The organism is Ruegeria sp. CK1, assembly GCF_056536545.1.
Genome location: NZ_JBQFPX010000002.1, coordinates 29,555 through 54,994, shown reverse-complemented (window position 1 = coordinate 54,994; position 25,440 = coordinate 29,555). Strand labels below are relative to the sequence as shown.

24 protein-coding genes and 1 tRNA gene are annotated in these 25,440 nt (G+C 55.0%); 11 read left to right on the top strand and 14 right to left on the bottom strand.

The genetic code is table 11. From position 1 onward, the window contains the following. On the top strand, positions 1-777 hold the full coding sequence (locus tag ACR0L3_RS06835) for a squalene/phytoene synthase family protein (protein WP_480745441.1): 777 nt from the start codon (positions 1-3) through the stop codon (positions 775-777). Between the two features lie 3 nt (positions 778-780). On the opposite strand, the gene ACR0L3_RS06830 is transcribed toward ACR0L3_RS06835, so the two are convergent. Continuing rightward, positions 781-2,007 carry an MFS transporter gene (locus ACR0L3_RS06830; protein ID WP_480744762.1) on the bottom strand — a complete coding sequence of 409 codons (1,227 nt, stop codon included), beginning with the start codon at positions 2,005-2,007 and terminating at the stop codon, positions 781-783. A 98-nt stretch (positions 2,008-2,105) separates the two neighbouring features. On the opposite strand from ACR0L3_RS06830, the gene ACR0L3_RS06825 reads away from it, so the two are divergent. Genes ACR0L3_RS06825 through ACR0L3_RS06815 form a run of 3 tightly spaced genes read left to right on the top strand, consistent with a single transcriptional unit; the run spans position 2,106 to position 3,906 of the window. Beyond that, on the top strand, positions 2,106-2,738 hold the full coding sequence (locus tag ACR0L3_RS06825; RefSeq protein ID WP_480744760.1) for a DNA-3-methyladenine glycosylase family protein: 633 nt from the start codon (positions 2,106-2,108) through the stop codon (positions 2,736-2,738). Further along, on the top strand, positions 2,735-3,400 hold the full coding sequence (locus ACR0L3_RS06820; protein WP_480744758.1) for an alpha/beta hydrolase: 666 nt from the start codon (positions 2,735-2,737) through the stop codon (positions 3,398-3,400). The genes ACR0L3_RS06825 and ACR0L3_RS06820 overlap by 4 nt, the downstream gene beginning before the upstream one ends. Before the next feature lie 2 nt (positions 3,401-3,402). Further along, on the top strand, positions 3,403-3,906 hold the full coding sequence (locus tag ACR0L3_RS06815) for an N-acetyltransferase family protein (protein WP_480744756.1): 504 nt from the start codon (positions 3,403-3,405) through the stop codon (positions 3,904-3,906). A gap of 4 nt (positions 3,907-3,910) precedes the next feature. Here the strand turns inward: ACR0L3_RS06815 and ACR0L3_RS06810 are convergent, their stop codons facing one another. Both ACR0L3_RS06810 and ACR0L3_RS06805 read right to left on the bottom strand, forming a co-directional pair. After that, positions 3,911-4,336, bottom strand: a complete 426-nt coding sequence (locus ACR0L3_RS06810; RefSeq protein WP_480744754.1) for a VOC family protein — start codon at positions 4,334-4,336, stop codon at positions 3,911-3,913. Positions 4,337-4,367: 31 nt separating this feature from the next. Further along, the gene (locus ACR0L3_RS06805; RefSeq protein ID WP_480744753.1) at positions 4,368-4,973 is read right to left on the bottom strand and encodes an rRNA large subunit pseudouridine synthase E; all 606 of its coding nucleotides are present in this window, start codon (positions 4,971-4,973) and stop codon (positions 4,368-4,370) included. Positions 4,974-5,186: 213 nt separating this feature from the next. On the opposite strand from ACR0L3_RS06805, the gene ACR0L3_RS06800 reads away from it, so the two are divergent. Further along, the gene (locus tag ACR0L3_RS06800) at positions 5,187-5,774 is read left to right on the top strand and encodes an HNH endonuclease (protein ID WP_480744751.1); all 588 of its coding nucleotides are present in this window, start codon (positions 5,187-5,189) and stop codon (positions 5,772-5,774) included. On the opposite strand, the gene ACR0L3_RS06795 is transcribed toward ACR0L3_RS06800, so the two are convergent. Next, on the bottom strand, positions 5,771-6,238 hold the full coding sequence (locus ACR0L3_RS06795; protein WP_480744749.1) for a disulfide bond formation protein B: 468 nt from the start codon (positions 6,236-6,238) through the stop codon (positions 5,771-5,773). The two genes, ACR0L3_RS06800 and ACR0L3_RS06795, sit on opposite strands and share 4 nt — an antisense overlap. Beyond that, on the bottom strand, positions 6,235-6,813 hold the full coding sequence (locus ACR0L3_RS06790; RefSeq protein WP_480744747.1) for a YqaA family protein: 579 nt from the start codon (positions 6,811-6,813) through the stop codon (positions 6,235-6,237). Before ACR0L3_RS06790 ends, ACR0L3_RS06795 begins: the two co-directional genes overlap by 4 nt. Positions 6,814-6,958: 145 nt before the next feature. Here ACR0L3_RS06790 and ACR0L3_RS06785 point away from each other — a divergent pair. After that, positions 6,959-7,044: transfer RNA gene (locus ACR0L3_RS06785), tRNA-Leu, on the top strand. A gap of 123 nt (positions 7,045-7,167) precedes the next feature. Here ACR0L3_RS06785 and ACR0L3_RS06780 read toward each other — a convergent pair. Continuing rightward, on the bottom strand, positions 7,168-8,661 hold the full coding sequence (locus tag ACR0L3_RS06780; RefSeq protein ID WP_480744746.1) for a BCCT family transporter: 1,494 nt from the start codon (positions 8,659-8,661) through the stop codon (positions 7,168-7,170). A gap of 378 nt (positions 8,662-9,039) precedes the next feature. Here ACR0L3_RS06780 and ACR0L3_RS06775 point away from each other — a divergent pair, with 378 nt between their 5' ends. The 3 genes from ACR0L3_RS06775 (at position 9,040) to ACR0L3_RS06765 (ending at position 13,145) form a co-directional block, all read left to right on the top strand. After that, complete coding sequence (locus ACR0L3_RS06775) at positions 9,040-10,008, top strand: TAXI family TRAP transporter solute-binding subunit (protein ID WP_480744744.1); 969 nt, start codon at positions 9,040-9,042, stop codon at positions 10,006-10,008. Between the two features lie 99 nt (positions 10,009-10,107). Beyond that, entirely contained in the window at positions 10,108-12,717 is a 2,610-nt protein-coding gene (locus tag ACR0L3_RS06770) for a TRAP transporter permease (protein WP_480744742.1), read from the top strand. Further along, complete coding sequence (locus ACR0L3_RS06765; RefSeq protein ID WP_480744741.1) at positions 12,714-13,145, top strand: universal stress protein; 432 nt, start codon at positions 12,714-12,716, stop codon at positions 13,143-13,145. Before ACR0L3_RS06770 ends, ACR0L3_RS06765 begins: the two co-directional genes overlap by 4 nt. Before the next feature lies 1 nt (position 13,146). Here ACR0L3_RS06765 and ACR0L3_RS06760 read toward each other — a convergent pair whose 3' ends face one another. Genes ACR0L3_RS06760 through ACR0L3_RS06750 form a run of 3 tightly spaced genes read right to left on the bottom strand, consistent with a single transcriptional unit; the run spans position 13,147 to position 17,235 of the window. Next, positions 13,147-14,187 carry a lipocalin-like domain-containing protein gene (locus tag ACR0L3_RS06760; RefSeq protein WP_480744740.1) on the bottom strand — a complete coding sequence of 347 codons (1,041 nt, stop codon included), beginning with the start codon at positions 14,185-14,187 and terminating at the stop codon, positions 13,147-13,149. Next, positions 14,177-16,591: an ABC transporter permease gene (locus ACR0L3_RS06755; protein ID WP_480744738.1), complete on the bottom strand. Its 2,415-nt coding sequence runs from the start codon at positions 16,589-16,591 to the stop codon at positions 14,177-14,179. Before ACR0L3_RS06755 ends, ACR0L3_RS06760 begins: the two co-directional genes overlap by 11 nt. Continuing rightward, positions 16,588-17,235 (bottom strand): ABC transporter ATP-binding protein, encoded by a 648-nt coding sequence (locus ACR0L3_RS06750; RefSeq protein ID WP_480744736.1) that lies wholly within the window; start codon positions 17,233-17,235, stop codon positions 16,588-16,590. Before ACR0L3_RS06750 ends, ACR0L3_RS06755 begins: the two co-directional genes overlap by 4 nt. Before the next feature lie 159 nt (positions 17,236-17,394). On the opposite strand from ACR0L3_RS06750, the gene ACR0L3_RS06745 reads away from it, so the two are divergent. Then, positions 17,395-17,829, top strand: coding sequence for an ion channel (locus ACR0L3_RS06745; protein ID WP_480744735.1), 435 nt, complete (start codon positions 17,395-17,397; stop codon positions 17,827-17,829). Here ACR0L3_RS06745 and cls read toward each other — a convergent pair. From cls to ACR0L3_RS06730, 3 genes are all read right to left on the bottom strand, one after another. After that, complete coding sequence (gene cls / locus ACR0L3_RS06740; RefSeq protein ID WP_480744733.1) at positions 17,826-19,238, bottom strand: cardiolipin synthase; 1,413 nt, start codon at positions 19,236-19,238, stop codon at positions 17,826-17,828. The genes ACR0L3_RS06745 and cls overlap by 4 nt on opposite strands. Positions 19,239-19,261: 23 nt before the next feature. After that, the gene (locus tag ACR0L3_RS06735) at positions 19,262-20,236 is read right to left on the bottom strand and encodes an HAD family hydrolase (RefSeq protein WP_480744732.1); all 975 of its coding nucleotides are present in this window, start codon (positions 20,234-20,236) and stop codon (positions 19,262-19,264) included. A gap of 71 nt (positions 20,237-20,307) precedes the next feature. Continuing rightward, positions 20,308-21,918: an arylsulfatase gene (locus ACR0L3_RS06730; RefSeq protein WP_480744730.1), complete on the bottom strand. Its 1,611-nt coding sequence runs from the start codon at positions 21,916-21,918 to the stop codon at positions 20,308-20,310. Between the two features lie 199 nt (positions 21,919-22,117). Here ACR0L3_RS06730 and ACR0L3_RS06725 point away from each other — a divergent pair, with 199 nt between their 5' ends. After that, a complete protein-coding gene (locus ACR0L3_RS06725) occupies positions 22,118-22,798 on the top strand; it encodes a Crp/Fnr family transcriptional regulator (protein WP_480744728.1) in 681 nt (226 codons plus the stop codon). A gap of 3 nt (positions 22,799-22,801) precedes the next feature. Here the strand turns inward: ACR0L3_RS06725 and ACR0L3_RS06720 are convergent, their stop codons facing one another. Both ACR0L3_RS06720 and ACR0L3_RS06715 read right to left on the bottom strand, forming a co-directional pair. Beyond that, positions 22,802-24,034, bottom strand: coding sequence for a hypothetical protein (locus ACR0L3_RS06720; protein WP_480744726.1), 1,233 nt, complete (start codon positions 24,032-24,034; stop codon positions 22,802-22,804). Continuing rightward, positions 24,031-25,422, bottom strand: coding sequence for a VWA domain-containing protein (locus ACR0L3_RS06715; RefSeq protein ID WP_480744724.1), 1,392 nt, complete (start codon positions 25,420-25,422; stop codon positions 24,031-24,033). The genes ACR0L3_RS06720 and ACR0L3_RS06715 overlap by 4 nt, the downstream gene beginning before the upstream one ends. Positions 25,423-25,440 lie beyond the last annotated feature (18 nt).

Below are 25,440 nucleotides of genomic sequence, written 5' to 3'. Positions count from 1 at the left end.
GTGGAGTTCGACAACGACGTAAAGGCCTGCGCTGCGCTGGTGCATCGCGCCGATCCAAATCGATTCATGGCGGTCATGGCAGCACCAGTTGCGGTGCGACCATTGTTGTTTCCGCTTTACGCATTGAACGTTGAAGTCGCGCGCGCGCCATGGGTCACGCAAGAATCGATGATTGCTGAGATGCGCCTGCAATGGTGGCGTGACGCCCTGCAAGAAATTGCCGAAGGAAAGCCCGTGCGAAGGCATGAGGTTGTGACACCCCTGTCCAAGGTTCTGTCGCCGCACTTGGCCACCGTTCTGGATGAGTATGTGGCCGTAAGGCGTTGGGATATCTACCGAGACCCGTTTGAGGACGAAGCGCATTTCGATGCCTACATAAATCACAGCGCTGGTTCTCTTATGGTGGCAGCGGCCCAAGTTCTGGGATCTGCTGACGAGGCCGTGCTGCGTGACTTTGGCTATGCTGTCGGAATAGCGAATTGGTTTCGGGCGATTCCTGAGCTTGAGGCGCGCGGCCGGATACCTTTGTTGGATGGCACACCCGATGGTGTTCGCACTTTGGCGAAAAAGGCGTTGGATCGGTTACAAGGCGCGCGGTCCAATGCTTCAGCTATATCGACAGATGCACGTCCTGCTCTCTATGCCGGGTGGCAAGCAGAGTGGGTTCTGCGACAGGCGCTTGCGCGCCCGGATCGTGTTGCGACCGGAGATCTCGAGCAAGGAGAGGTACGGCGTCGGTTGTCACTAATGTGGACCGTAGCCAGTGGGCGCTGGTAACAGCTAGACCGTTTCAGGTTCGGTTGGCTTTAGGACCAACCAAAGTAGCGCGCCCCCCGCCAATGTAAGGAGTGGAATCATGGCGATGTTCACCGCTGTCCAGCCTTCCACCGGAGAGCCGCCAGAGCAATTCATCAATCCGCCCGAGGCTAGAGAGGCGACGGTCACCCCTCCGAACACCAGAAGATCGTTCAAACCTTGCATGCGGCCGCGCTCACTCACGTTATGCGAATCTGCCAGCATTGTTGTGGCGCCAATAAAGCCAAAATTCCAACCGACGCCCAAAAGGATTAGAGAGACAAAAAAGTTGCCCAATTCGACGCCTTGAAGTGCAACGACCCCCGCGCCTGCCAGAATGGCAAGCCCAAGGGCCACGATTTTCTCCACTCCGAACCGCGCGATGAGCTGGCCGGTGAAAAAGCTGGGAATATACATCGCCAACACGTGGCTGGTGACGACATCGGCAGCGTCGTTGGCAGTAAACCCGCAACCCACCACTGCCAACGGTGTCGACGTCATCACAAGGTTCATAAGTGCGTAAGAAACCATTGCACAAATAATCGCGACGGAAATGCGCGGTGTTTTGAGCATCTCAAGCCGGGTCCGTCCCTTGGGTGCGTTCTCTTTGGGTTTCTCCGGAGTCGGAATGTCCAGAAAAAAGAACAAGGCCGAGCCGAAGATATTCAACGCAATTACGGCTAGATAAGTGCCGAGAAACGGAATGACATAAGCCGTTGAAGTCAGTTTGACGATCTGCGGACCGATGATGGCCGCCGCCAACCCTCCGGCCATGACATAAGAAATCGCCTTGGGGCGGAACGCGTCCGAAGCGGTGTCTGCGGCAGCAAAACGGTAAAAGCCGTGCGCGCTCATATAGATGCCTGTCAGCAGGCTTCCCAAAAGGAAAATCGGGAATGAGCCCAAGAACAATCCATATGCGCCGACGACGCCACCGCAGGCTCCGGCTGTCGCTCCAACTAAGAAACCTGCACGCCGGCCCCAACGCTGCATGATCGCTGATACCGGAGTCGCGGCCAGCATCGATCCCAGAACGATCAGTGAGATGGGTAAAGTGGCCAGACAGGGATTGGACGCAAGTGACTGTCCCGCGAGGCCGCCAACGATGAAGATCATCGGCATCTGCGCGCCAAGTACCGCTTGTGCCGCCACTAGAACGGCGACATTGCGTTTGGCCTGACTGTTATCTGGAGCAGTGGTGGTAGATGTCATGGGCTCATGCGTATCCGTGAAAAGCTAGCCACACAAGCGGGTTGCATCTGCGACAAAGCAACCTACCGTGAGCGCACTGTCAACGACGCGGAGAACTCATGTCTGTCGGGCGTATCATTGAAACACCTGAGTGTGTTGCCGAAGGAGCATCATGGCTGGCCGAGGCTTGTCCACGAATGGCTTGGGCGATGGAACAGACTGGGCCTTTGCCTCTGCGACGTCGACCGGACGGGTTTGCCCAGCTTCTTAGCGCAATTGTCAGCCAGCAGGTTAGCGTAGCTTCGGCCAACGCCATTTGGAAGCGATTACAGGATGCTAAACTGACCGGACCACGCAAAATTATGTGGGCCACGGATGATGAACTCAGAGCGGTAGGTTTGAGCCGCCAGAAGATTCGCTACGCCAGGGCGCTTGCTGAAGCACGCATTGATTACAAATCGTTGCGAGATATTCCTAATGCAGATGTGGTTGCCACTCTAACCGAAGTACCGGGCATTGGAATTTGGACTGCCGAGATATACGCCATGTTCTCGCTGGGCCGAGCTGATGTGATTGCACCGGGCGATTTGGCTCTGCAAGAAGCCGCGCGTATCCTCTATGACTTGCCTGAACGTCCGACCGACAAGGAACTGCGACAGATGGCCGAGGCATGGTCGCCATGGCGGTCGGTTGCAGCGCGAGTTTTGTGGGCCTATTACCGGGTGGCGAAAGAACGAGAAGGGATCAGATGACACGGGTTTTGAATGCGCTCCGGAAAGAGCCGGTTTCGGGGGATACGCGCTCGGTCGTTGTGTTCGTACACGGGTATGGGGCCAACGGGGCCGACTTGCTGGGTCTGGCCGATCCGTTGGGCGAGCACCTTCCAGACACGCTGTTCGTCGCGCCTGACGCGCCTGAACAGATCCCCGGTATGCCGAACGGCTTTCAATGGTTTCCGATCCCGTGGATTGACGGCTCGTCCGAGGAAGAAGCGCGCCGCGGAATGGACATGGCGGTTGAGGATTTCAACGCGTTCCTTGATGCGCTGATGGTCGACGAAGATGTGCTGCCAGAACAAGTAGTTCTGTTCGGTTTTTCACAAGGGACAATGATGAGCTTACACGTTGCCCCAAGGCGTGAGGATCCGGTAGCCGGAATAGTTGCCTTCTCGGGTCGGTTGTTGGAGCCTGATCTGCTGCCAGACGAAACTGTAAGCCGAATGCCAATCCTGCTGGTTCATGGCGACGCGGATGACGTGGTGCCGCCGCAATCGCTGCCCGAGGCCGCTGAAGCCCTGCAAGAGGCTGGGTTCAAAGAGGTCTACGCACATGTGATGAAGGGCACTGGCCACGGTATCGCACCGGACGGTTTGAGTGTCGCCTTGGCTTTCATGCGCGACAAACTGAGCCTGTAGAAATGATCGCTGTCCGCCCCATGATGCCCGAGGATGTGGCAACTGCGTGCCAAATCCTGAATGAGATTATTGAGATTGGTGGGTCAACCGCGTTTGAAATTCCATTCTCTGATGCTTTGTTCAAGCAAAGCTTTCTTGATGGGGCGGACAACATTTGTTGCCAAGTCGCTTTGGACGATCAGGGAGAGGTGGCAGGCTTTCAATGGCTGGGAACGCATGAGGATTTGCCCACTGGATGTGTCGATATCGCTACGTTCACTCGGCGTGCTCCGGTTCTGAAAGGCGCAGGGCGTGCCTTGTTCGCGGAAACCGCAAAAAATGCTTTAGCAATGGGGTTTACGTCGATCAATGCAACCATACGGGCCGACAACCGGATGGGTCTTAGCTATTACGACAAGATGGGATTTCGGGATTACTCGGTTGCCTATGGTGTCCGGCTAAGGGACGGCACTCCGGTCGACAGGATTTCCAAGCGATTTGACCTTCGGGCAGGTGTGGCATCCTAGGGCGTCAGTCCCACAGATGCCCTTCGGCAAATTCAACGGAATTTCCAGCCGGGTCGCGCACGTACAGCGAGCGCGCGCCGCTGGGCCAGTCAAATTCGGCATCTACTGGGATGTTCCAATCCAATAGGTGCTTACGCATCGCGTCGATCTCAGAACGGGTCAGGGTCAGGCACACATGACCGGGACCCCGCGCGCCATGTGGCGGGACAGGCAGGTCTGGGTTTCCGGGAGGTTTCTCGGTCTCATCTGCGTTAAATAGCAGCAAAACAGAAGCGCCGATCCGAAAGAAAACGTGTCGGTCGGCTATGCGCTGGATTTTTTCCAGCGCAAGAATCTCTCCGTAAAACCGCTCGGCTGCATCCAGATCGTCAACGTAAAGCGCTGCTTCAAGAATGCCCGCGGGTACGGGTATGTCAGGGGTGACTTTCATTCCGTAAGTCTATCACAACACGCGGTTTTTGTCACCGGCGTGGGCGGCGGTCTCGTTTTCGTTGCGGCCCGAAACTCACAGCTGGGGCAGGCAAGCTGTCCCATTGGCCCGGCTCAAGTCCGTTCAGCGTCCAATCCCCTATACGCGCCCGGATCAATCGCAGGGTCGGGTGACCAACAGCGGCCGTCATTCGCCGGACCTGTCGGTTGCGACCTTCGCGCAGGGTCAATTCTATCCAACAATCTGGCACGGTCTGGCGTTCCCGGATCGGTGGATTACGAGGCCACAGCCCGTCAGGTTCATCCATAAGCCGTGCCTTGGCAGGGCGGGTCAATCCATCTTTCAGCTCAACTCCATCGCGCAGCGCCTTGAGAGCGGAGGTATCTGGCAGCCCCTCTACCTGAACCCAATAGGTTTTGGCCATCTTGTGCTTGGGGTCGGAAATCTGGGCCTGTAACCGACCATTATCGGTTAACAGCATCAGTCCTTCACTGTCTCGGTCCAGCCGCCCGGCGGGATAAACGCCAGGAAGATCGATGTAGTCGGACAGTGTACTGCGCGGCGAATCCGCATTGGCGCGGTCGGTGAACTGCGGCAGTACGTCGTAAGGTTTGTTGAAACGGATGAACCAGCCCATGGATCACGCCATAGCCCGCAGGCCACGCCTGCGCAAGCTGTGGATAACTGTCACGTTGTTGTTACGGATACGTCTTAACCAATACCCGACATATTGTGGAAACTCAGGGCTTGTCAGAGTTTTAACACGATATATAGTTAACTTAAGGCCGGGGCGGGTGTTCCCCGCTCTGATGTCAAAAACGGGCAGAGCAGAGCGAGGAGCGATTCTGATATGGATGGAGACTTCAGGACCGAATTTGTCAGGGAACCAGGTGCGCTCAAGCATCATCCGGCATTGGTTTTGAACGCCGATTATCGCCCCTTGTCCTATTACCCGTTGTCCTTGTGGCCGTGGCAAGAAGCGATCAAAGCGGCCTGGCTAGACAGGGTAGACATCGTGGCCGAATACGACGAAGTCGTACGAAGCCCGAGTACCGAGATACGAATACCCTCGGTCGTTGTTCTCAAAGACTATGTAAAACCGAGAAAGCGCGTGGCCTTCACGCGCTTTAATTTATTCTTGAGGGACGAGTTCCGCTGTCAATACTGTGGCAGCCGTGGCGACTTGACCTTTGATCACGTAGTGCCGCGTGCAGCTGGCGGCGTAACAAGTTGGCAGAACGTGGTGGCTGCATGTAGTCCTTGCAACCTCAAAAAAGGGTCGAAGTCCCTGCGGCAGGCGAGGATGACGTTGCGCAAACCTCCTCGTCAGCCGGATGCAGAATGGCTGCGGAATATTGGACGCAAGTTCCCGCCGAACCACCTGCATGACAGCTGGATCGACTTTCTGTATTGGGATGCGGAACTGGACGAGTTTTAACGACCAGCGCGCCAGGCGGCGAGCCAGATCAGCACAAGAACACCCGATATCACAGCGTTCCACCCGGCCATGGATAGGCCGAACAATTCCCAAGGAATTTCATCGCAGCGCACCAATGGCGCGGACATGATCTGATCCATTAACTCTTGCGCAGACAGACCGCCGATATCACCGGAAGTGCAGCTAGAGGGACCTTCCCACCATTTTAACTCGACACCTGCGTGGAAAACGCCAATGGCGGCCGTTGTCAGTGCGGCCAAAGCACCAATCAATGGCAACAGGTTCACGCGCGGTAAAACCAGCGCTAAGGCGCCAATAACAACTGCAGCGCCATGCGGGTAACGCTGCCAGATGCACATTTTGCAAGGTGCCATCCCGCCAATGTGCTGGAAGCCCCACGCGCCGAGCAGCATGGCGGCAGAACCGCCCGCAGCAATTAGAACCAGAGTGTTTTTACGTATCATAGGTATTTCACCACAAGGAAACCGCCAAACAGCAGGATGATGAACAGTGTGAACATCAGGCCCAACCGTTTTTCGATAAAGTCTCGAATAGGTTCACCGAACTTCCAAAGCAGACCAGCTACAAGGAAGAAACGGAGGGCGCGTGCCAGGATAGAAGTAGCTATGAAAGTTCCCAAAGGCATGCCGGTCCAACCTGACATGATTGTTATTACCTTATACGGGAAGGGTGTCACGCCTGCTGCTAAGACTGCCCAGAACCCGAAGTCGTTGAAGCGGGTGTTGAACTCCTCCATGGCATGCGCCTTGCCCATCGCTTCCAGAATCGGCTGCCCAAGGCTTTCATAGAAAAACGCGCCGATGGCATAACCCAACAATCCCCCAAGAACCGACGCGACCAAAGCGACCGTTGCAATCAACCAAGCACGAGATGGTCGGGCAAGGATCATCGGAATCATCAGGACGTCGGGGGGAATCGGAAAGAACGAGCTTTCAACGAAAGACACGACGGCAAGAGCCCAAAGAGCATGCCGGTGTTCGGCCAGACGGATGGTCCAGTCATAGAGCGATCGCAACATCAGATGCTAAAATCCTGTTTTAACGCAGCGCAAGCCAAATCATGCGCCCGGTAGGGCGTCAACCGCTGGCAAAAAAACATTCTGTAATTGAGTTGTTTTTTGCCTCTGGACCTTCCCGTTCATGAGCGCTAATCCAGTGTTCGTGGCCCAAGTGGCGGAATGGTAGACGCAGGGGATTCAAAATCCCCCGATGGTAACATCGTGAGAGTTCGAGTCTCTCCTTGGGCACCACCACAGACAAACCTAGCAGCATGTGACCTGTTGGTTACGGGTCATTCTTTAGGCTCAGCCAAATCAAGAAACCGATATAGGCGAAAACGCTGAGGTTCAGCATTGTATCTATCAGTTGACCGCTCATGTCCGGTCCTCGCGCGACAGGCTTTTAAATAGGCAAATCACTAAGACCGGTACAATAAAGACAAACGCCATGGCAGACAGGGCGATGATTGATCTGACCAATGAAATGTCGCCAACAAGGATCATCGCCAGCCCCAAAGCCCCCAAAATGATGCCCCAGATGGTTCTGACACGCGGTGAAGGATTGTCGTCTCCACCGCTGCCGATCATCGCAAGGGTAAACCCAGCACTAACAACACTGGTTACCACGAATAAAAATGCAGCCAGAATCGTTGCGGTTTGTGTAATGCCGCCGAGTGGAAATTTCGCCAATAAGGCAAAAGTGGTTGCATCCAAATTCTCGGCGTTGATAGCGGACAGGGCTCCGTCTTGGCGCAGAGCGTCGAAAAATCCAAGTCCACCGAAAATTCCGAACCACAGGATTGAAAACAGGGTGGGGGCGACGATTACGCCGAATAAGAATTCTCGGATCGTCCGGCCACGTGAGATGCGCGCGATGAATATCCCGACGAAAGGCGACCAAGCCAACCACCAGATCATGTAATTCAGTGTCCAGCCGTGAAACCAATCGATCAGCAAGTCATCGAAAAACTCGGCTGTTGAAAATCCCGCTGGCAGGACGCCGAATATATAGCGCCCAAAACCTGAAACGATACCGTCCATAAGAAACGAGGTGGGGCCGAGGAGCAGCAAATAGACCATCATCCCAACTGCAATGAGCATTGCAATATTTGATAGCCGCGACATCCCTTCACCCAGGTCGCGGCGCAGTGGGATGATGTAAGCTATGCAAAGCAACGCGAAGACAGGAAGGGTTAGAACTCCTGGCGACTCGATGCCAACCAGTCCTGCTAATCCGGTTTGAATCTGGAACACGCCCATTGCCATGGAACCGGCCAGACCCACTGCGATCGCCACGATGGACAGCAGATCGAACACCCAACCCATCGCTTTGGTCCAGCGCGCCTCGCCCAGTACGTCGGTCAACGGAGCACTCAGCAACAACGTACGCTGGCGACGATAGGCAAAATAGGCAATGACCAGCCCAACAATGCCGTAGATGGCCCAGGCGTGGAATCCCCAGTTCAGATAAGTGACAAAAAGCGCATGGCTCGCCGCTACGGGGTCGGCATTGTACTGACGCAGTACTTCGAAATGCGTCAGTGGCTCTGCAGCACCATAAAACAGTAAACCGACCCCCATTCCGGCCGCGAACAACATGGCAATCCAGGCAGGAGTGGAAAATTCGGGCTCTGCATCATCGGGTCCAAGGCGTATGCCTCCGAAGCGGGAGAAGGTCAGAAACAGTGCCACGAACAACAAGCCGCTGACCTCGAGCATGATGAACCAGCCTCGGCTGTCGAACTGGGTCGCCACCGCAGCCGAGGCAAGGCTACCCAAGCCTTGCGGATCGGCAATGCCCCAAACCGCAATCGCGGCACTGCACGCGAGGGCGATCACAAGCAGTGGGCTGGGGGAAGTGGTTTTCATCGCTGATGACCTTTAATGCCGCGCGGAACAATTCTTTTAGTGTTCAGCACTTACCTGAAATATTCAAGTTTTGCGATAGCATTAGGGGTCATCCAGCAAAGTTTCAAAAGCTTTGTAGACAAACGGAGTCTGACCATTTTGCGTGTTTCAGGGGGAAAATTCCCAAAACCCCCTCAGATTTGCGGCTGCAGCCGCTTCACCTGTTCGCAGGGGTTGACAAGTGGAGTGTGTGAAGGAAACGTCGAAGAAGTTGGGAGATTTTGAAAATTCAGTCGCTTGTACCTGTTGCAAGACAGGTGCGCTTGGCGTACCGGCAGGGTCCCGGGATGGGGCCGCTAACAGTCTCCCATCCGCCAAAAGAAGTGGGAGTTCTCAAAAATGAAAAACAGCAGCAAGCTTAGCCTCGGCGCGGTTGTCACCGCAGCCCTTATGGCTCCGGCAGCGTATGCAGAAGAGTTTATTACGATCGGCACCGGTGGTGTGACCGGGGTATATTACCCGACGGGCGGTGCGATCTGCCGTCTGGTGAACAAAGGCCGTAAAGAGCACGGCGTGCGCTGCTCGGTCGAGTCGACCGGCGGTTCGGTGTACAACATCAACACCATTCGTGAAGGCGAACTTGAGTTTGGTGTGGCCCAGTCTGACTGGCAGTACCATGCGTACAACGGCAGCTCGAAATTCGAAGAGGCCGGTCCGTTCGAAAACCTGCGGGCCGTATTCTCGGTGCACCCAGAGCCGTTTACCGTTGTGGCACGTGCTGACTCGGGCATCACCAACTTTGAAGACATGAAGGGCAAGCGCGTCAACATCGGTAACCCCGGTTCCGGTCAGCGTGGCACCATGGAAGTTCTGTTGGGCGAAATGGGTTGGACCACCGACGATTTCGAACTAGCGACCGAACTGAAGGCGGCTGAACAGTCCGCTGCCCTGTGCGATAACCAGATCGACGCAATGGTTTACACCGTTGGCCACCCGTCGGGTTCGATCCAGGAAGCCACAACTGCGTGTGACTCGGTTCTGGTCAACGTCAGCGGCGAAGCCGTGGACAAGCTGGTTAACGACAACTCGTTCTACCGTACAGCGACCATCCCCGGCGGCATGTACCGCGGTTCGGATGGTGACACTGCAACCTTCGGTGTGGGCGCGACTTTTGTAACCTCGGCAGACGTGTCGGAAGACGCGGTTTACGCTGTTGTTAGCTCGGTCTTCGAAAACTTCGATGACTTCAAAAAGCTGCACCCTGCGTTTGCAAATCTTAAGCCCGAAGAAATGATCGCAGATGGCCTGTCGGCTCCGCTGCATCCGGGCGCTGAAAAGTACTACAAAGAAAAAGGCTGGATTCAGTAAACCAGACCTAGAGCAGGGCGCCTAAGGGCGCCTTGCATCAAACCCGTATCAAACGGGTGCTTCAGAAGGCCAAAAATGGCCACGACGGGGAGACACTTTATGAGTTCCGACACACAATCCAATCGCCCGCTATCCGAAGAAGAGCTACAGGAGCTTGTGGCATCATCAGATGCGGGTGGCCGCAATCCGGTCGGCAATGTCGGGATTTTTCTGGCTGTTGTGGCGGCCATTTGGTCAATCTTCCAAGTGCTTTTGGCATCACCGATTGCAAACTATGTGTTGCCGGGTAGCGTTGTGAACAACGCGCGTCAGTTCCATTTGGCGTTTGCAATGTTTCTTGCTTTTGCGGCTTATCCGGCGCTGAAATCCAGCCCACGTGACTACATTCCGATCCAAGACTGGATCATGGGGGTCGTGGGCGCGTTTCTCGCTTTGTACGGTTACTTTTTTTACGAAAAGATCGTCGATGCTGGTGGTTTGGCTGATGATACGGACAAGTGGGTCGCGCTTGTCGGCCTGTTGCTGTTGTTCGAGGCCGCGCGACGAGCGCTTGGTCCGGCAATGGCCATTATCGCCACGATATTCCTGGCTTATGTCTTCTTTGGTTCGTCCGATTGGGTGCCCGAGGTTATTCGCTGGAAGGGTGCCAGCCTGAAAAAGGCGATGAGCCATATGTGGATCACATCCGAGGGCGTATTCGGTATCGCCTTGGGTGTTTCGACAAAATTCGTATTCCTGTTCGTACTGTTCGGAGCTTTGCTGGATAAGGCCGGGGCAGGGAACTACTTCATCAAGATGGCCTTCGGTGCCTTGGGTCACCTGCGCGGTGGCCCGGCGAAAGCCGCCGTTGTCGGTTCTGCTGCAACCGGTCTAATCTCAGGCTCGTCCATCGCCAACGTTGTCACCACCGGCACGTTCACCATTCCCCTTATGAAGCGTGTAGGCTTTTCCAGTGAACAGGCGGGTTCGGTCGAAGTGGCCTCGTCGGTCAACGGTCAGATCATGCCTCCGGTCATGGGGGCTGCTGCCTTCCTGATGGTGGAATACGTCGGCATTTCCTACGTCGAAGTCATCACCCACGCCTTCTTGCCTGCTGCGATCTCTTACATCGCGCTGGTCTATATTGTGCACCTTGAAGCCGTGAAGCGGAACATGCCTACGCTAGGCGACCGTGATGTGCATCTGGCACGTACGGTTGTCGGGATGCTGTCCTTCTTCCTAGTTTTTGCCGGGCTGTGCTATGGTTCACAGTTCCCGGTCGAAGCCGTCACAAACTGGGCACCATCGGCAGCGGGTCTGATCCTGAGCCTGATAGTGTGCGCAGTCTATGTCGTGCTGCTGTATCTGGCCGCTCAGGTGCCGGATCTGGAACCCGATGACCCAAATGCAAAAGAGGTGCAACTGCCGGTCATCGCTGACATCTACAAAGCGGGCCTCCACTACCTGCTGCCGATCATCGTTCTGGTATACTTCCTGATGATCGAACAGAAGTCGCCGGGTTTGTCGGCCTTCTGGGCAACTGCACTGCTGTTTGTGATCCTACTGACCCAGAAACCCCTAAAGGCGCTTTTCAGAGGTCAATCCAATTTGAACGCCACCTTCATCGATGGTGTCGCTGACCTGTGGCAGGGCCTAATCGATGGTGCACGGAACATGATCGGTATCGCTCTGGCTACGGCAACGGCGGGTGTGATTGTGGGCACCGTGACCCTGACTGGAGTGGGCCAGGTGATGGCCGATCTGGTTGAGTTCCTGTCGGGCGGCAACCTGATCCTGATGCTGGTGATGGTCGGTATCCTCAGCCTGATCCTGGGCATGGGTCTGCCGACTACGGCGAATTATATTGTGGTCAGTTCACTTATGGCCGGTGTCGTGGTTGAACTTGGCGCGCAGAGCGGGTTGATCGTGCCGTTGATCGCGGTCCACCTGTTCGTGTTCTACTTCGGGATCATGGCGGACGTGACGCCTCCGGTGGGGCTGGCGAGTTTTGCTGCTGCGGCCGTATCTGGTGGCGATGCGATCAAGACTGGTTTCACCGCGTTCTTCTATAGCCTGCGCACCGTGGCCCTGCCGTTTGTGTTCATCTTCAACACCGATCTGCTGCTGATCGACGTGACATGGGTAGAAGGGATAATTGTTGCGATATTCGCGACCATAGCGATCCTTGTCTTCACGGCGGGGACGATGGGGTATTTCGTAACGCACAGCCGGATTTACGAGAGCATCGCTCTGATCTTCGTAGCCTTTGCGCTGTTCCGACCGGATTACTTCATGGACAGGATTGCGCCGCCTTATACGTCCGTCGAACCTTCGGCCTTTGTAGAAACGATCGGGCAAACGCCACCGGGTACCGAAGTAAGATTGGTCGTCAGTGGGCCGGATTTTGATACCCTTGAAATGACGGATACCACTGTGGTTGTTGCCGTTGGCAGCGAAGAAGGCGGGCAGCCGCGGGTCGATGCAATGGGCCTGCTGCTGATCGAAGAGGACGGTCTGGTCAAACTGGAAGAGCCGATGTTCGGAACGCCAGTTGCAGATGAGTTGGACAACTTTGATTATTACGGGGATGAGGCAGTGCGTTTGACGTCTGTCAGCCTTCCCTCCAGCCAACCGCCTAAGCAACTGATCTATATTCCGGCAATGATCCTGTTGGGTCTGATTGCCTTCCTCCAACGTGGTCGTGCCACAAGACAAGAGGTGCTTGCATGACAAACTCAGTTCTTTGTGCCGTCGATATTAGCAACGGTGATCTGGATTTGAATGTGCTTAAAACCGCTGCGGCGTTAGCGGATCAAGATAACGCGCAGCTGGATGTGGTGTCGGTTCTGCCGGACTTTGGGGAAAGCTGGGTTTCCGGGTTTTTCGAGTCAGATTTTCATGACAAGGCGTTGGAAGAGGCGCACACCAAGCTGTGTGAGTTGTGTGTGTCGGCGTTGGGAGCAGAGCGGAACGAGAAAATCCGTCACGTGGTGGCAACTGGCACCGCCTATCAGGAAATTTTGAAAACCGCTGAAAGTGCCAATAGTGATTTGATTGTGATCGGCGCACATAAACCCGATCTCAAAGACTACTTACTTGGCCCTAACGCAGCGCGGGTGGTCCGGCATTCTTCGGTCTCGGTCTACGTCGTTCGGTAGGTCAGTAACCCGTCATCTCCAGGTATCCGCGGCCTGAATGGCTGCCGGATACTGTGACGGGACCTTCCCAGTATTCGAACCGAGTGGCCATCCATGCGTCAGGCGTGATGGCTGATACTTCAATATCCAAATCACGGTCGGGCAGGGTTACGCGCCATTGCACTGGAACATCCCGTCCTGCGACGCGATGCGTATCAAGCGGTGTAAACGATGCGGACCCATCGGGCAGGGCTGTCGCGGTTCCGTCCGAGGTGATCCAAGTGGCCGCTGTGAAATCTCCGCGCCCACCACGCAAACGAAAGGCCATCAACTTATCGCCGTCGTCAAAGCTGAGAGAGAACCAGTCCCAACCGCTCTGATCTTCTGCCAATGGTTGCGAAGACCACTCGCGATCCAGCCATCCCTGACCGCTAACCTTGACGTCGCCATCAGGCAATTGAAGTACGCCTTCGACGGTGTAAAACGGCTGAGAATAGTAGTAGCTGGCCTGGCCATCTGCGGATTTAACTGAATACCCAGCATCCCCGTGAAAAACGAACGGACCTTGGGCCTTAAGTGTCAAATTGTATGCAAAATCAACACCGCTGGCAGCCAAAGTAAGATCGCTTGGATCAGGCCCCCGCATGTACCATTCGTCAATCCAGGCCTCGAACGGTTTGGCTGTGACACCGGCCTGGCCGATTCCGCCGCGCGATAAACGCTCCGCGAAATAATGAGTTTCCGGAGTGGTCACAGCGGCATGCCCTAACCACAGCTGTGGGCTCTGCCAGCCCTCGGACTCGGTCGGTTTCAAGGCGGACCGGAACAAGGTCCATTGAATTCCATAGTCGCGCCCGTCTTCTCCGGTCAGGTTGGCGGTCAGGTACCACCACTCGATCCGGTAACTGGAGTGTGGACCATGATCCCTAGGAAACTCGAACTGATATCCGGCTTGCGGGATGGCAAACCCTTGGGCCGATTCTCCAAGCCCGGCGTAACCCTGTGCGCGGAGGGCAGTTGGCAGCAAAAACAACAGAGCACAGAGCCAGATTTTAACGCTCATTGGCAAACACCCTTAACAGGTCAGCGGGTGGCAAGCGCAATAGCCGCAGCGCAGGCAGGGCAGCGGCGACGAAGGCTGCCAAAAGCGTGAGGGCGAAAAGATACGCCCAATCAGCGGGAAAAAGATACATCGGTAGTCGCCACCCAAAAGCTTGAACGTTGATCACCGCCAGAAGCACCCAAGCCAGAACCAACCCGAGCGGCAAAGCCAAAACCGCCGTGAGTGCAGCGAGCAGAGTGCTGCGCAGCAGCTCTAAACGCGCCAATTGTGCCCGTGTCAATCCCAGCGCCCAAACCGGAGCAATCTGCGGCAGGCGCTGCGTCCAAAGCGTGAGAAGGCTGGTCAGAATGGCGAACCCAGCAACGCCCAAGGTCAAAACGTTCAGCGCGGAAGTGACCACAAAGGTCTTGTCGAAAATTGCTAGCGATTGCGCCTTCATCGCGGCCTGTTGCACGACAGACTGACGGGGGAGTTCGAACCGATCTCGCAGGGTTTGCGCCATCTCAGTCGCGCGTTCTGGCGCGATACGAATACCAAATCTGCGCATATCTGCACCCGGTGCAATTTGGTCCAGCTTTGGCATAGACACGATAGCTTGACCGGTTGGGTTGCCGTAGTCGGAGTAGACGCCTGCGATGGGCAAAGCGTGATCTGAGTTCAAGTCCAGCGTGTCGCCGGGCCACAGATTGGCTCGTCGGGCAAGCTGTTCGTTGATCAGAACAGCCTCACCCGCCAAAACCCGATCCCAGGCACCGTCAGAAGACGCAATGATCGGCCAGTGATCGCGGTAAGTCTGATGATCCACGACCCCGTACAGAAAAAGCGCCCCGGTTTCGTTTTCAAGTTCAACACTGCGGATCGGAAGCACAGCGCCCACTTGGGGTTCCAGCCATTGGGCAATCTCGAGGCCCTGTTGATCGTCAGCCGCAGTAACATAAAGCTCGGAGGTCAAGCGCTGGTCCAGCCACCCTACAAAAGTCAGACGGAAACTAGAAACCATAGTACCTACGCCGATATTTGCGGCCAGTGCCAGCAGCAGTGCCATAAGGGCCAATGACAACCCCGGAAGTTGCGCGCGCATATCGGCCCATACCCATCGGGCAATAGGCTCCCGTGCTTGCCGTTGGAATGCAGACAGGGCGAGGGACAAAGCATAGGGCAGGACCAGTGCCGAACCGGTTAATATCCCACCCACCATGGCAAACCCTGCAACAAGCCCTTCAAACGCGAACCCGATGCCTATGCCAATTGCAATCAGGGCTATTCCGACAAGACCAGATACGTGTTGCCCCTTTCCGGTTCCACGCCACGCTTGCAATCCTGCCCCGGTTAGCAGCGGCATACGTGACAATCGAACCAGGGCGTGACCGCTGGCAAGTAGCGTGCCGGCCAAAGCCATCGCTAATCCGGCAAGAACCCATTTGGGTTGCAGCGACAATTGCCCATCTATAGGCGCACCGTACAGGCCACGTAGCGTCGCGGCGACGTCTGGTAAGAGTGCACCGGCCAGAAAAAAACCAAGGACCAGGCCCAGGACACCGCCGATCAGGGCCAGCACAGCGAGTTCTATGGCGATAATCCAAACTAAACGCCGCATTGAAACGCCAAGAGCTCGTAGAGTTCGGATCATTGCACGCCGCTGCGCAAAGGCCAGCCCCACCGTGCCGTGAACGATGAACAGGCCGACCGCAAACGACAATAGCCCAAAAGCCGTAAGGTTTAGGTGAAAACTGTCAGTTAGCTGCGCGGTATCCAGTTGCTGGGATGCTTCGGTCAATTTCAGCTCTGGTGCTATATCGGACAGCGGGGGCACGCCCCTTGGCTGGTCAGGCAGCACCATCAGGCGGGTGATTTGCCCGGGTTTGTTTAAAAGTGTCTCGGCGACTCCGATATCCGTCAGGATCAGATCCGGAGGAATAGCATTTGATGAAAGTACCGGGGGTAGGTCGCTTTGACTTTCCAATATCCGAGCCAATTCGGGGCCTGCTAAAAGGCGACCGGGCGCGGTCAGCATGGCGGCAGGATCAGGTGGTGTTTCGCTTTGCTCGATCTGCGTCACAGCGGGCAGAGGTGGATATGCGACCATGTCGACGCCCATGACTTGCATAGTACGCCCAGCAATTCGAATGGGCCCGTCCAATACTGCTGCCACCTGCCATCCGGCGCGGCGCAAAGCAACATAGCGTTCAAGCGGGATTGGGCCAGAGGGGTCTCGTAACTCGTCAAATAGTCCAAGCGCCAATTGATCACTGGCCCGTTGGTAGCTGGCACGGGCCTCTGCGTTGATAGCTTGCACGGCGGACCACAACCCTGTCGCCAAGGCGATGCCGATCAGCAGAGTAACCAATTGCAGCCTATGCCGTAGCCAATGTGACAGTAGAGCCTGTATGACAGCCCTATTCATGTGATGTGGCCACCGGATAAATGAACCTGTCGGTCCAACCGCGCCGCGATGTTCTGGGAATGAGTGACAAGCAGTAGGGCAGCCCCGGTATCTGCGACCAGTGACAGCATCAAGTCCAGCACATTCGCGCTGGCAGTCTCATCCAGATTTCCTGTCGGCTCGTCCGCAAGCAGAAGCTTAGGTCGTGGCGCCATGGCGCGTCCGATGGCTACACGCTGCTGTTGTCCACCAGACAAGTTCTCAGGAAAGCGGGCCAGCAGGTCGGACAGGCCGAGTGTTTCGGCCAGTTGCGTGGTCCACTCGGTATCCTCGCGGTTTGCAAGGCGGGCGTGGAACGACAGGTTTTGACCGACTGTTAAAGAGGGAATTAGATTGAACTGCTGAAACACCAAAGACACGCTGTGTCGACGCAAGGCCGCGCGACCGCGATCATCCAGACCGGAAAGAGCCGCTCCGTCCAGTGTGATTTCGCCTTGGTCAAAGCGGTCCAGCGCCGCGGCAAGGTGCAGAAGCGTGCTTTTTCCGCTACCGCTTTCCCCGGTCAAGGCAAGTGTCTGACCAAGATCCAAGCTGAGCGACACATCCCGCAGAACCGGCCGCCCGCCCGGATAGGATTTCTGGACCCTGTCAATATTCAGCAGCATGCAAAACCTCTTGGATAGTGCCAGCCACAATGTGCAACGCCGTTCCACAGAGTCCAGCGTCAAGGCACATTCTTTTCCATTCGTCGCAGCCTTGTCCTTTGTTGGCTAAGCCGCCATTGTGTCAGGACTTCTCCGGGCAGATAGATGAGAAATGGCTTAATGACTTTAGCGCAGCAGATTCTTTGGGGCAGTATTTATCTGGGCATGTGCTTTCTTATTGAGATCATTCTGCTGACTTGGTGCACGCAGGTGGTCCGGGTCATGGCGCTGCGTCTTGAAAACAGCAAAAAATTCTTGTCGATTGCCGCGCCAATCTGCATCGCCCTTGTGTTTATCGTCGCGATTCACACATTTCAGGTCTGGCTTTGGGCGATTGTTTGGGTTTTTGGGGACGTGTTGCCTGATTGGAATTCGGCGCTCTATTTCTCATTGGTGACATTCACGACGCTAGGGTACGGCGACATTGTATTGGGCGAGCCGTTGCGCATTTTCGGGGCATTTGCCTCGGTCACGGGACTGTTGGCCTTTGGCTTGTCGACGGCTTTCATGGTCGCCTTGATGACCCAAGTTTTCAAACAAGAGTTGATGTCTTAAAGGATCGGGGCAAAAAGCCGGGCCAATGGTGATCCAAACCGAATGTAAGCGGGTTGCTCGGACAAATTGCGGTTCAGTTCATAGCTTTTTTCGAAATCAGCTTTCAGCATTTTCTCCAATGCCTCAGCTGCACGTGAGTCAAAAAACAGCGCCATAGCTTCAAAGTTTAAACGGAAGGAACGATTGTCCAGGTTGGTCGTACCGACAGCAGCCAAAGTGTCATCGACGACAAAAGCCTTCTGGTGCATGAAGCCGTCAGTGTATCGAAATATCCGGGCGCCGCAGTCCCGGATTTCATCGAAATAGGCAAAACCGGCAAGCCAAGGCAGGCGATGGTCGATCACGTCCGGCACAAGAATACGCACATCGACACCCCGAAGGGCAGCGTGTTGCAAGGCTGTTATAATGTCGATGTCCGGCACAAAGTACGGGGATGCGATCCACACTCTGTCTTTCGCTTCGGTAATGGCAGCAAAGAACATCATCGCGCCGGTTTCTGTATCGTCCCCAGGTCCAGTTGCCACAAGTAAGGCGTTCATGTCCTGGTCAGATACCGATCCAGCCCAGTCCAGCTGTTCGATCAGATCAACTTCATACGCCCAGTTCCAATCCTCGACGAATATCAACTGCAATTGCCGAACAATATGGCCGGTCATTTCGATATGCGTATCCCGCCAGTGACCGAAGTATTCACTTTGCCCCAGATACTCGACCCCAACATTGTGTCCGCCGATGAAACCGACCTCTCCGTCGATGATGACGGTTTTGCGGTGGTTGCGATAGTTGAGCTGAAAGCGATACTGCGGGCCCCGACGATCACGAGGGTTAGCGATCTCGATCCCCGCGGCACGCAAGTCGTCTAAGTAAGAAGTCGGAAGGCCATAGCTGCCGACAGCATCCGTCATGAAACGGACCGACACGCCCCGTTGGGCAGCAGCAATCATTTTGTCCTTAAGTTGCTTGCCCAGTGCGTCGTCTCGCACGATATAGAATTGGATCAAGACATAGTTCTTCGCAGAGTCTATGGCTTGGAAAATGGCGTCGAATGTAGCCTGCCCATCGATCAGTAGTTTGGCACCATTTCCACGCGAAACCGGTAGATGAGCCAGAGTTTCGAATGGTCGGGGATTGAACGGCATTGAACCGGGTTCTGGCATCGAAAAATCGGCAAAACTCTTGATCCCTTCAACCACGCGCTCGCTGTGCTTTCGGGCAATGCGGTAACCTCGAAACCGGTGGTGTCCCAAAAACAGATACATTGGCACACCGAACACCGGAGCCGAGATCAGGAATACCACCCAGCCAACAGCACCCTGTGGGGTTCTCGCAGTCTGAGCGGCACGTATCGCAAAGACTACGGCCGTGACGTAAAGAAGGAAGACGACCGCGGAAACAAGTAATGTCCACATGGGGTTATCGTTCTCTGAGTGTCTTATTCAGATCCAGTGTAGATGCGATTCCAGTCTTGCGCCATATCTACGATGACCCAGCCCAAATCGGGGCCTTGGTCCAACCCATCCACTAGTTTTCCGATCGGACTTTCGCGGTCGTACGCCCATTCCCGTTGGGCGTCGGTGTGGTGGATCAGAATGCCCAAACGCGGACCGTGCCCTGCGGTGGTCCATTCCAACATAGCAAAATCTCCGTCAGAGTTTCCGCCCGCCAGAATGGGACGCTTTCCAATCGTGCGCTCGATGTTGATCGGCTTTCCCTCTTTGTCGTCCACAAATGCGATGCCTGGGGATTTAATAATGGATGGCTTGCCGCTGGTTGTGTCGTAGGTGGTGCCGGTATAGGTGCCCAGAACATGCTCGGGTGGAACGCCATAGGCGTCTTCGGCAAACACACGCATGAAATGCAGGCCTCCACCTGAAACGATGTACGTACGGAACCCTTCATCCCTTAAAAAGCGCAGCAGTTCCACCATCGGCTGATAGGTCATCTGATCATAGGGCAGGCCGGTATCTGGATGACGAGCGGTATCTAGCCATTTAATGACCGAGGCCTGAAACTCCTCAACGCTGATCCCGGAATGCGACACATTCAGAACTTCAATGAGTGCGTCATGGCCACCCTCTACGATAGTCTGCAGATCTCCCTCTGCGGCTGCTTCCAGTGTTGGGCTAGTTAAAATTGCAGGGTCGGCTTGCGCCATTTCTGCCAATCGGTCCATCGCAAAACTAAGTTGGAAATAGATCGGTTGTTCTGCCCAAAGCGTCCCGTCGTTGTCAAACACCGCAACCCGGTCAGCAGGTGTAACGTAGTCCTCACCATTCGGGTCCGTGACCGCGTCGACAAACGCAATTATCTTTTCTTTGGAGTCCGACGCCCCCCAGCTGGGCATTGGGTCGGCGGTCAAGGTCATCGGAGCCATGCAAAAAGCAGCAGCAAGAAAGACGGTCTTCATACGGAAATCCCTTTTGTCTTCAATCGATAAAGGGTCGCCGTTCAACCGGCGACCCTTCAGCTGTTAGATGGTCAATTGTTTGTCGGGGTGGTCAGTTTGTCCATCACCTGATCTAGATTGAAGCTTGCCGCTTTCTGGCGTGGCGGGAACTCCTGGAAGGTTTCGAGGAATGTCCCGACGTATTGCTGAGCAGGCACTAGGAAATAGGCCCGGTCCAACAGCCAGTCGTAATAGGTATTGGACGTCCGATAAGCACGCTCATATGGATCGCGACGCAGATTGACGATCAACGGAATTCGCAGCTCAGTCCAGGGTTCGATCCAGGCGCGCAGCGTGGCCCAAGCCTTCTGCTCAAGGAAGATCAGCTTCCAATCCTCAAAGCGCAACGCAGTCAGATCGCCATCATCCGAGAAGTAGAAAATCTCTTTCCGAGGGCTTTCAGCGGTTTCACCGGTCAGCAGAGGCAGGATATTGTATCCGTCCAGATGCACCTTGTAGTCGCGGCCCATGCCCGAAGAGCTATAGCCAGCTTTCAGCTTTTCCTTGATTTCGGGATCACCGGCGACGGCCAGATAGGTCGGCAGCCAGTCCATGTGATGCACGATCTCATTGCTGACTGAACCAGCTTCAATCTGACCGGGCCAACGCACCATGGACGGTACGCGCCAGCCACCTTCCCAATTGGTGTTTTTCTCGCCCCAGAAGGGCGTAGAGGCACCGTCGGGCCAAGTGTTCATGTGCGGACCGTTGTCGGTAGAGTAGTGCACGATTGTGTTGTCGGCGATGCCAAGCTCGTCCAACAGGTCAAGCAATTGGCCTACATGCATGTCATGTTCGATCATGCCAGCCGTGTACTCATCCGCCACACCGCCGACGATTTCGTTCGCCTGAGCGCGCATATCGTCTTTAACGTGGGTGCGGAAATGCATGCGCGTACCGTTCCACCAAACATAGAATGGTTGGCCTTGCTCGTGGGCGCGTTGGATGAAATCGATTGCTGCCGCGACGGTTTCGTCGTCAACCGTTTCCATGCGTTTCCGGGTCAGGGGGCCGGTATCTTCGATTGTACCGTCGGCTTTTGATTTGATCACACCGCGCGGGCCATAGGCCTCGCGAAATGTGCGACCATCCGCCAGAACTCGATCACCGGGGTAGTCTTCATTTTCGGGCTCTTCTTCGGCGTTCAGATGATAAAGGTTCCCAAAAAACTCATCAAATCCGTGGTTTGTCGGAAGATGTTCATCTTTGTCACCCAGATGGTTCTTGCCAAACTGGCCCGTTACGTAGCCGTGGTCTTTCAGCAAACCTGCGATCGTAGGGTCTTCGACCTGCATGCCCAGATCAGCTCCTGGCAGACCCACTTTGGACAATCCGGTCCGGAAAACCGACTGACCCATGATGTATGACGATCGCCCAGCGGTACAGGATTGCTCACCATAATAGTCGGTGAAAATCATTCCCTCATTGGCGACACGGTCGATATTCGGCGTCTGATAACCCATCAGTCCCATTGTGTAGGCTGATATGTTGGATTGCCCTATATCATCACCCCAGATGACCAGAATATTGGGTTTCTGTTCCTGCGCCCAAGCTGGCAGTACCAGCCCTACGGCGACAGTTGCCACGGCAACGCGGCGCAACGTGGTACGCCAAGCTTTTGCGATCGAACGAGGTGGTGACATGATGTGCTCCTGATCTGAAATGGGTCTGTGAAACCCGGAAGTTTGTATTTGTTTAGTGACTGGAAAATCAGCCAATTAGCTTCCTAAAAACCGTCGAGCTCTGAACGGCGACGTTTCACCATTCCGGGAATCGAACACAATTAGCTTATGGTATCACCGGGATTGAAAACTCATCATATGATGGTATTGAAAAATACTAATGTTTGACAAAACGAACAATATGAAGCGCTTGCAAGAGGGCGGTTGGTTCAGCAACCGTTCCGATGCTTTTCGGTGCGATCTGCTGGGTTGCGGCGTCGCAAAAGATTTTGAGGCTTGGGAGACCGTGTATCATTACGGAGATCCCGCCAACGGAATATTCGCTATCTTAAATGGCGGCGTGCAAATCACTGCTCCGGCCGACGATGGCCAAGAGTTTGTGCTACATCGCGAAGGGGCAGGGTTCTGGATCGGGGATTTGGCCTTGTTCGCCGATACTCCGCGGCTTGTAAGCGTGGTTACGACGCAAGAGACCCAAGCTTTGTTTTTTCCCAACACACGGATTTCTAAACTGGTAAAGGATAATCCTCAGTACGTTCGTGATTTTTATGCCCTTACCCAAGAGAACATGCAGACGGCACTGCGCATAATGGCAAATCTGGCGGTAACAGGCAGCGAAAAGAGGCTTGTTCTGCGGCTGTTACATCTGGACGAAGGTACTTCGAAAAGTGATGGCTGGATCGTGGTAAGCCAAGAGGAGCTGGCAGAAATGATAGCTGTTTCACAACCCACTTTACATCGCAGCCTGCACCGTCTTGCAGATTTGGATTTGATTGAGCTTGGGTATGGACGGGTGCGGCTGAAGAACAGGCAAGCGCTGATTGCCAGCTGCCAAACCTGACTGTTAAGGGTTCAGTGGAGGAAGCGATTGGGCCGATTTATTTGGTGCGTCCATTAAGGCGTCCAGAGCGGAAACTGCCCGGGACCAATCGGGTGTATTACTAACAATATCAGATGCGTATCGCGCAGAGCCAATCCTAACTAAACATTCTTCGAGCCCATTGTAACCTTGCGGTTCGCTGCATCGCTGTTTCCACAGCTGAAGCGCGGAATAGGCAGCGGAAAGATCTTGGGATTTAAGCGCGTGACGCAACTGCGCAAGAGCATAGTCAGGTGACGACTCGTACGCTGCTTGTCGAGCGTCGCGCCAAGTTTGGTAGCGTGGCGATCCCCAGCGCACGAACGTCCATAGGACTAATGCCAAAAGACCACCCCAAAGAACGTACCTAAGCAACTGTTCCGCGGACGGCGGACCGGATTTCGGCGCGGTGAGGGTCAAGTCTACTGCCTCTGCCTCAACCGTTTCAATCGAGTTGGTTGAAAGGTTGTACCATTGAAAGGAAACTGCCGGCAGCTGCGTCTGACCACCGTCCTTCGCGAGGAAAACGGCTTCGTCGATGCGCTGCCCGGAAAGAACGCCTCTGTCCTCTGTCTCGGTAAACTTGGGTTCCTTGGCATAAGTTCGCAGCAGAGGATATTGATTTTCCTCAATAAGCGGGGGAATTAAGATAGGGCTCGTCCCGGAAATCCGGGCGGTCAGTCGCCGTGTTATGGCATCTCCAGCCTGCATATCGGTTGAGCCCTCAATTTCCTGTCCCAGCTCAAAGCCTGTAGCGATGATGAGAGGGTCCAGTTCTACTGCGGCGTCAGGTATCACCGCGTTGATTGTGATTGAAGGAAGCGGGACCGATACCTGAACCGGATCGTTGGTGTTTGGGTCAGCAAACGTAACCGTCATGTCGGTAGTGGCTAAGTCGAGTGGCCCGGCAACCAAAGGGTAGATGCGATACCGACGCTGAACGCCTGACCATGTTTCGCCATCAACGCTTTCACTCACGGGGCCTGAGGCACGTTCGGGAAGCCGCACCAGTAGGTTTTCCTGTTCCAGTGAAGGGAATCCGGGCGGCGACGGCATGAATGTCGGAACCAAAACCTTAATTTGTACGGTGGCTGGTTGTCCGACTATTACCTCGTCGGTAGGCGCTTCCACCGTGACTATTGGCTGTACAGAACCGGTGCCCTGCGAGACTGCTTTGCCCGGCACTAAAAAGAACACGAGAAGTAAAACATATCTCATTGTTCTTTCTCCTGATTTTCCAGCAAGAACCGGTTGCGGAGAAAATCCTGCATGTCCGTATCGATCGCACTGATCCACTGATCTGCCGACAGTGGTTTGGCCCCGTCAGACTGAGCTTGAATGGTTGTATTTTCACCTTTTCCGGCATCGTTATCGAATACAGTGTCATCCGCGCCGATCCCGGCTTCTTCCCCGGTGTCTGACTGTTCTCGTGTGGTTTCAACATAGTCTAGAATGGCAGTAGCGACCTCGAGATTATGTTGTGCTTCCGGCCAGTTAGGACGGCGTTCCAAAGCTGTTTCGAACGCGGCTATGGCCGGTCGATACTCTCGATTACGGATGCGTGACATGCCTTCGGCAAAAGCCGCTTCTGGAGTATTAAGCTCAGCAAAGATCGCCGCGGCCTCTGGGTACTGACCGGCTTTCATGTGCGCGTAACCTTTGTGGTATGGGTCCTCAAACAAATCAGCGGCATCAGAGAACCGTTTTTGGTTCATAGCGATCTGCCCCTGTTGATCGGGTGTAAGAAACCAATTCTGCCAGCCCTCGGCCTTGGCTGGACCTGCCGGTTGCATCAGGAATAAGCCCAGCAAAGCCCACCTGATGACCCAGCCACGTCTGAACCATAACAAGCATATCAGGGCCGCAGGCCAAGCCAGAATCCACCCTCGATCCTGCCAGTCGAGCCGGTCATCGTCATCCAGTGCATCGACATAGGTCGTCTGGATTTGCCGCAAAAGCCGATTAATATCTTGGTCATCATTGGAGAATGCGACGACATTCGCGTTCCTCATGGTGTTCAATTGCACGATTTCCTGCTTGTCAGGAAGCATAGTCAAAAAGAAAACCTGATAGGGCGCGTTTTCGAATGCCGAAATCTGTGATGGATCAAGGTCGTCTAGAACAAACAATACAGCCCCCGCTGCATCGCGTTCATCCAATATATATTGAGCTAGTGACAGTGCTTCTGCCGCGGCATCTCCTTGGGAGGGCATGACGGCGGGTGTCAGACCTTCCAGCAGCGGCCGTAGGATATTCGCATCCTCTGTGAGTGGTGCAACCCGGTGCGGAGAGCCAGCATAGGCCACCAACGCAGTTTGAGCACCGGTCCTGGCGTTTATTACGTCTGTTATCTTGTATTTTGCGCGTTCCAACCGAGAAGGGGCCAGATCCCTATCCTCCATGCTGTCCGTGACCTTTAGCGCGATCACAAGAGGGGCTGTATCGGCCAACAATGGGTTGGGCGCTCGTGACCAGGTTGGTCCGGCTGCGGCTATTGCGATCAAAGCCGCTGCAAACATGGCAACATCGATTGGGTAAATCCTTTGTTTATCATCAGCGCCAAGCGTAAGTGCTGCCGCCAAGTGGGGAGCGATCCCAAGTGGCACCGTCGCTTTTCCCGAGCG

Excerpts from the sequence above, each read along its gene's own strand:
- ACR0L3_RS06755 (WP_480744738.1), bottom strand. The coding sequence starts at position 16,591 with ATGAATAGGGCTGTCATACAGGCTCTACTGTCACATTGGCTACGGCAT.
- ACR0L3_RS06810 (WP_480744754.1), bottom strand. The coding sequence starts at position 4,336 with ATGAAAGTCACCCCTGACATACCCGTACCCGCGGGCATTCTTGAAGCA.
- ACR0L3_RS06720 (WP_480744726.1), bottom strand. The coding sequence starts at position 24,034 with ATGAGATATGTTTTACTTCTCGTGTTCTTTTTAGTGCCGGGCAAAGCA.
- ACR0L3_RS06805 (WP_480744753.1), bottom strand. The coding sequence starts at position 4,973 with ATGGGCTGGTTCATCCGTTTCAACAAACCTTACGACGTACTGCCGCAG.
- cls (WP_480744733.1), bottom strand. The coding sequence starts at position 19,238 with ATGTGGACATTACTTGTTTCCGCGGTCGTCTTCCTTCTTTACGTCACG.
- ACR0L3_RS06730 (WP_480744730.1), bottom strand. The coding sequence starts at position 21,918 with ATGTCACCACCTCGTTCGATCGCAAAAGCTTGGCGTACCACGTTGCGC.
- ACR0L3_RS06725 (WP_480744728.1), top strand. The coding sequence starts at position 22,118 with ATGTTTGACAAAACGAACAATATGAAGCGCTTGCAAGAGGGCGGTTGG.
- ACR0L3_RS06815 (WP_480744756.1), top strand. The coding sequence starts at position 3,403 with ATGATCGCTGTCCGCCCCATGATGCCCGAGGATGTGGCAACTGCGTGC.
- ACR0L3_RS06790 (WP_480744747.1), bottom strand. The coding sequence starts at position 6,813 with ATGTTGCGATCGCTCTATGACTGGACCATCCGTCTGGCCGAACACCGG.
- ACR0L3_RS06825 (WP_480744760.1), top strand. The coding sequence starts at position 2,106 with ATGTCTGTCGGGCGTATCATTGAAACACCTGAGTGTGTTGCCGAAGGA.
- ACR0L3_RS06780 (WP_480744746.1), bottom strand. The coding sequence starts at position 8,661 with ATGAAAACCACTTCCCCCAGCCCACTGCTTGTGATCGCCCTCGCGTGC.
- ACR0L3_RS06750 (WP_480744736.1), bottom strand. The coding sequence starts at position 17,235 with ATGCTGCTGAATATTGACAGGGTCCAGAAATCCTATCCGGGCGGGCGG.
- ACR0L3_RS06830 (WP_480744762.1), bottom strand. The coding sequence starts at position 2,007 with ATGACATCTACCACCACTGCTCCAGATAACAGTCAGGCCAAACGCAAT.
- ACR0L3_RS06775 (WP_480744744.1), top strand. The coding sequence starts at position 9,040 with ATGAAAAACAGCAGCAAGCTTAGCCTCGGCGCGGTTGTCACCGCAGCC.
- ACR0L3_RS06800 (WP_480744751.1), top strand. The coding sequence starts at position 5,187 with ATGGATGGAGACTTCAGGACCGAATTTGTCAGGGAACCAGGTGCGCTC.
- ACR0L3_RS06770 (WP_480744742.1), top strand. The coding sequence starts at position 10,108 with ATGAGTTCCGACACACAATCCAATCGCCCGCTATCCGAAGAAGAGCTA.
- ACR0L3_RS06760 (WP_480744740.1), bottom strand. The coding sequence starts at position 14,187 with ATGAGCGTTAAAATCTGGCTCTGTGCTCTGTTGTTTTTGCTGCCAACT.
- ACR0L3_RS06745 (WP_480744735.1), top strand. The coding sequence starts at position 17,395 with ATGACTTTAGCGCAGCAGATTCTTTGGGGCAGTATTTATCTGGGCATG.
- ACR0L3_RS06820 (WP_480744758.1), top strand. The coding sequence starts at position 2,735 with ATGACACGGGTTTTGAATGCGCTCCGGAAAGAGCCGGTTTCGGGGGAT.
- ACR0L3_RS06765 (WP_480744741.1), top strand. The coding sequence starts at position 12,714 with ATGACAAACTCAGTTCTTTGTGCCGTCGATATTAGCAACGGTGATCTG.
- ACR0L3_RS06735 (WP_480744732.1), bottom strand. The coding sequence starts at position 20,236 with ATGAAGACCGTCTTTCTTGCTGCTGCTTTTTGCATGGCTCCGATGACC.
- ACR0L3_RS06795 (WP_480744749.1), bottom strand. The coding sequence starts at position 6,238 with ATGATACGTAAAAACACTCTGGTTCTAATTGCTGCGGGCGGTTCTGCC.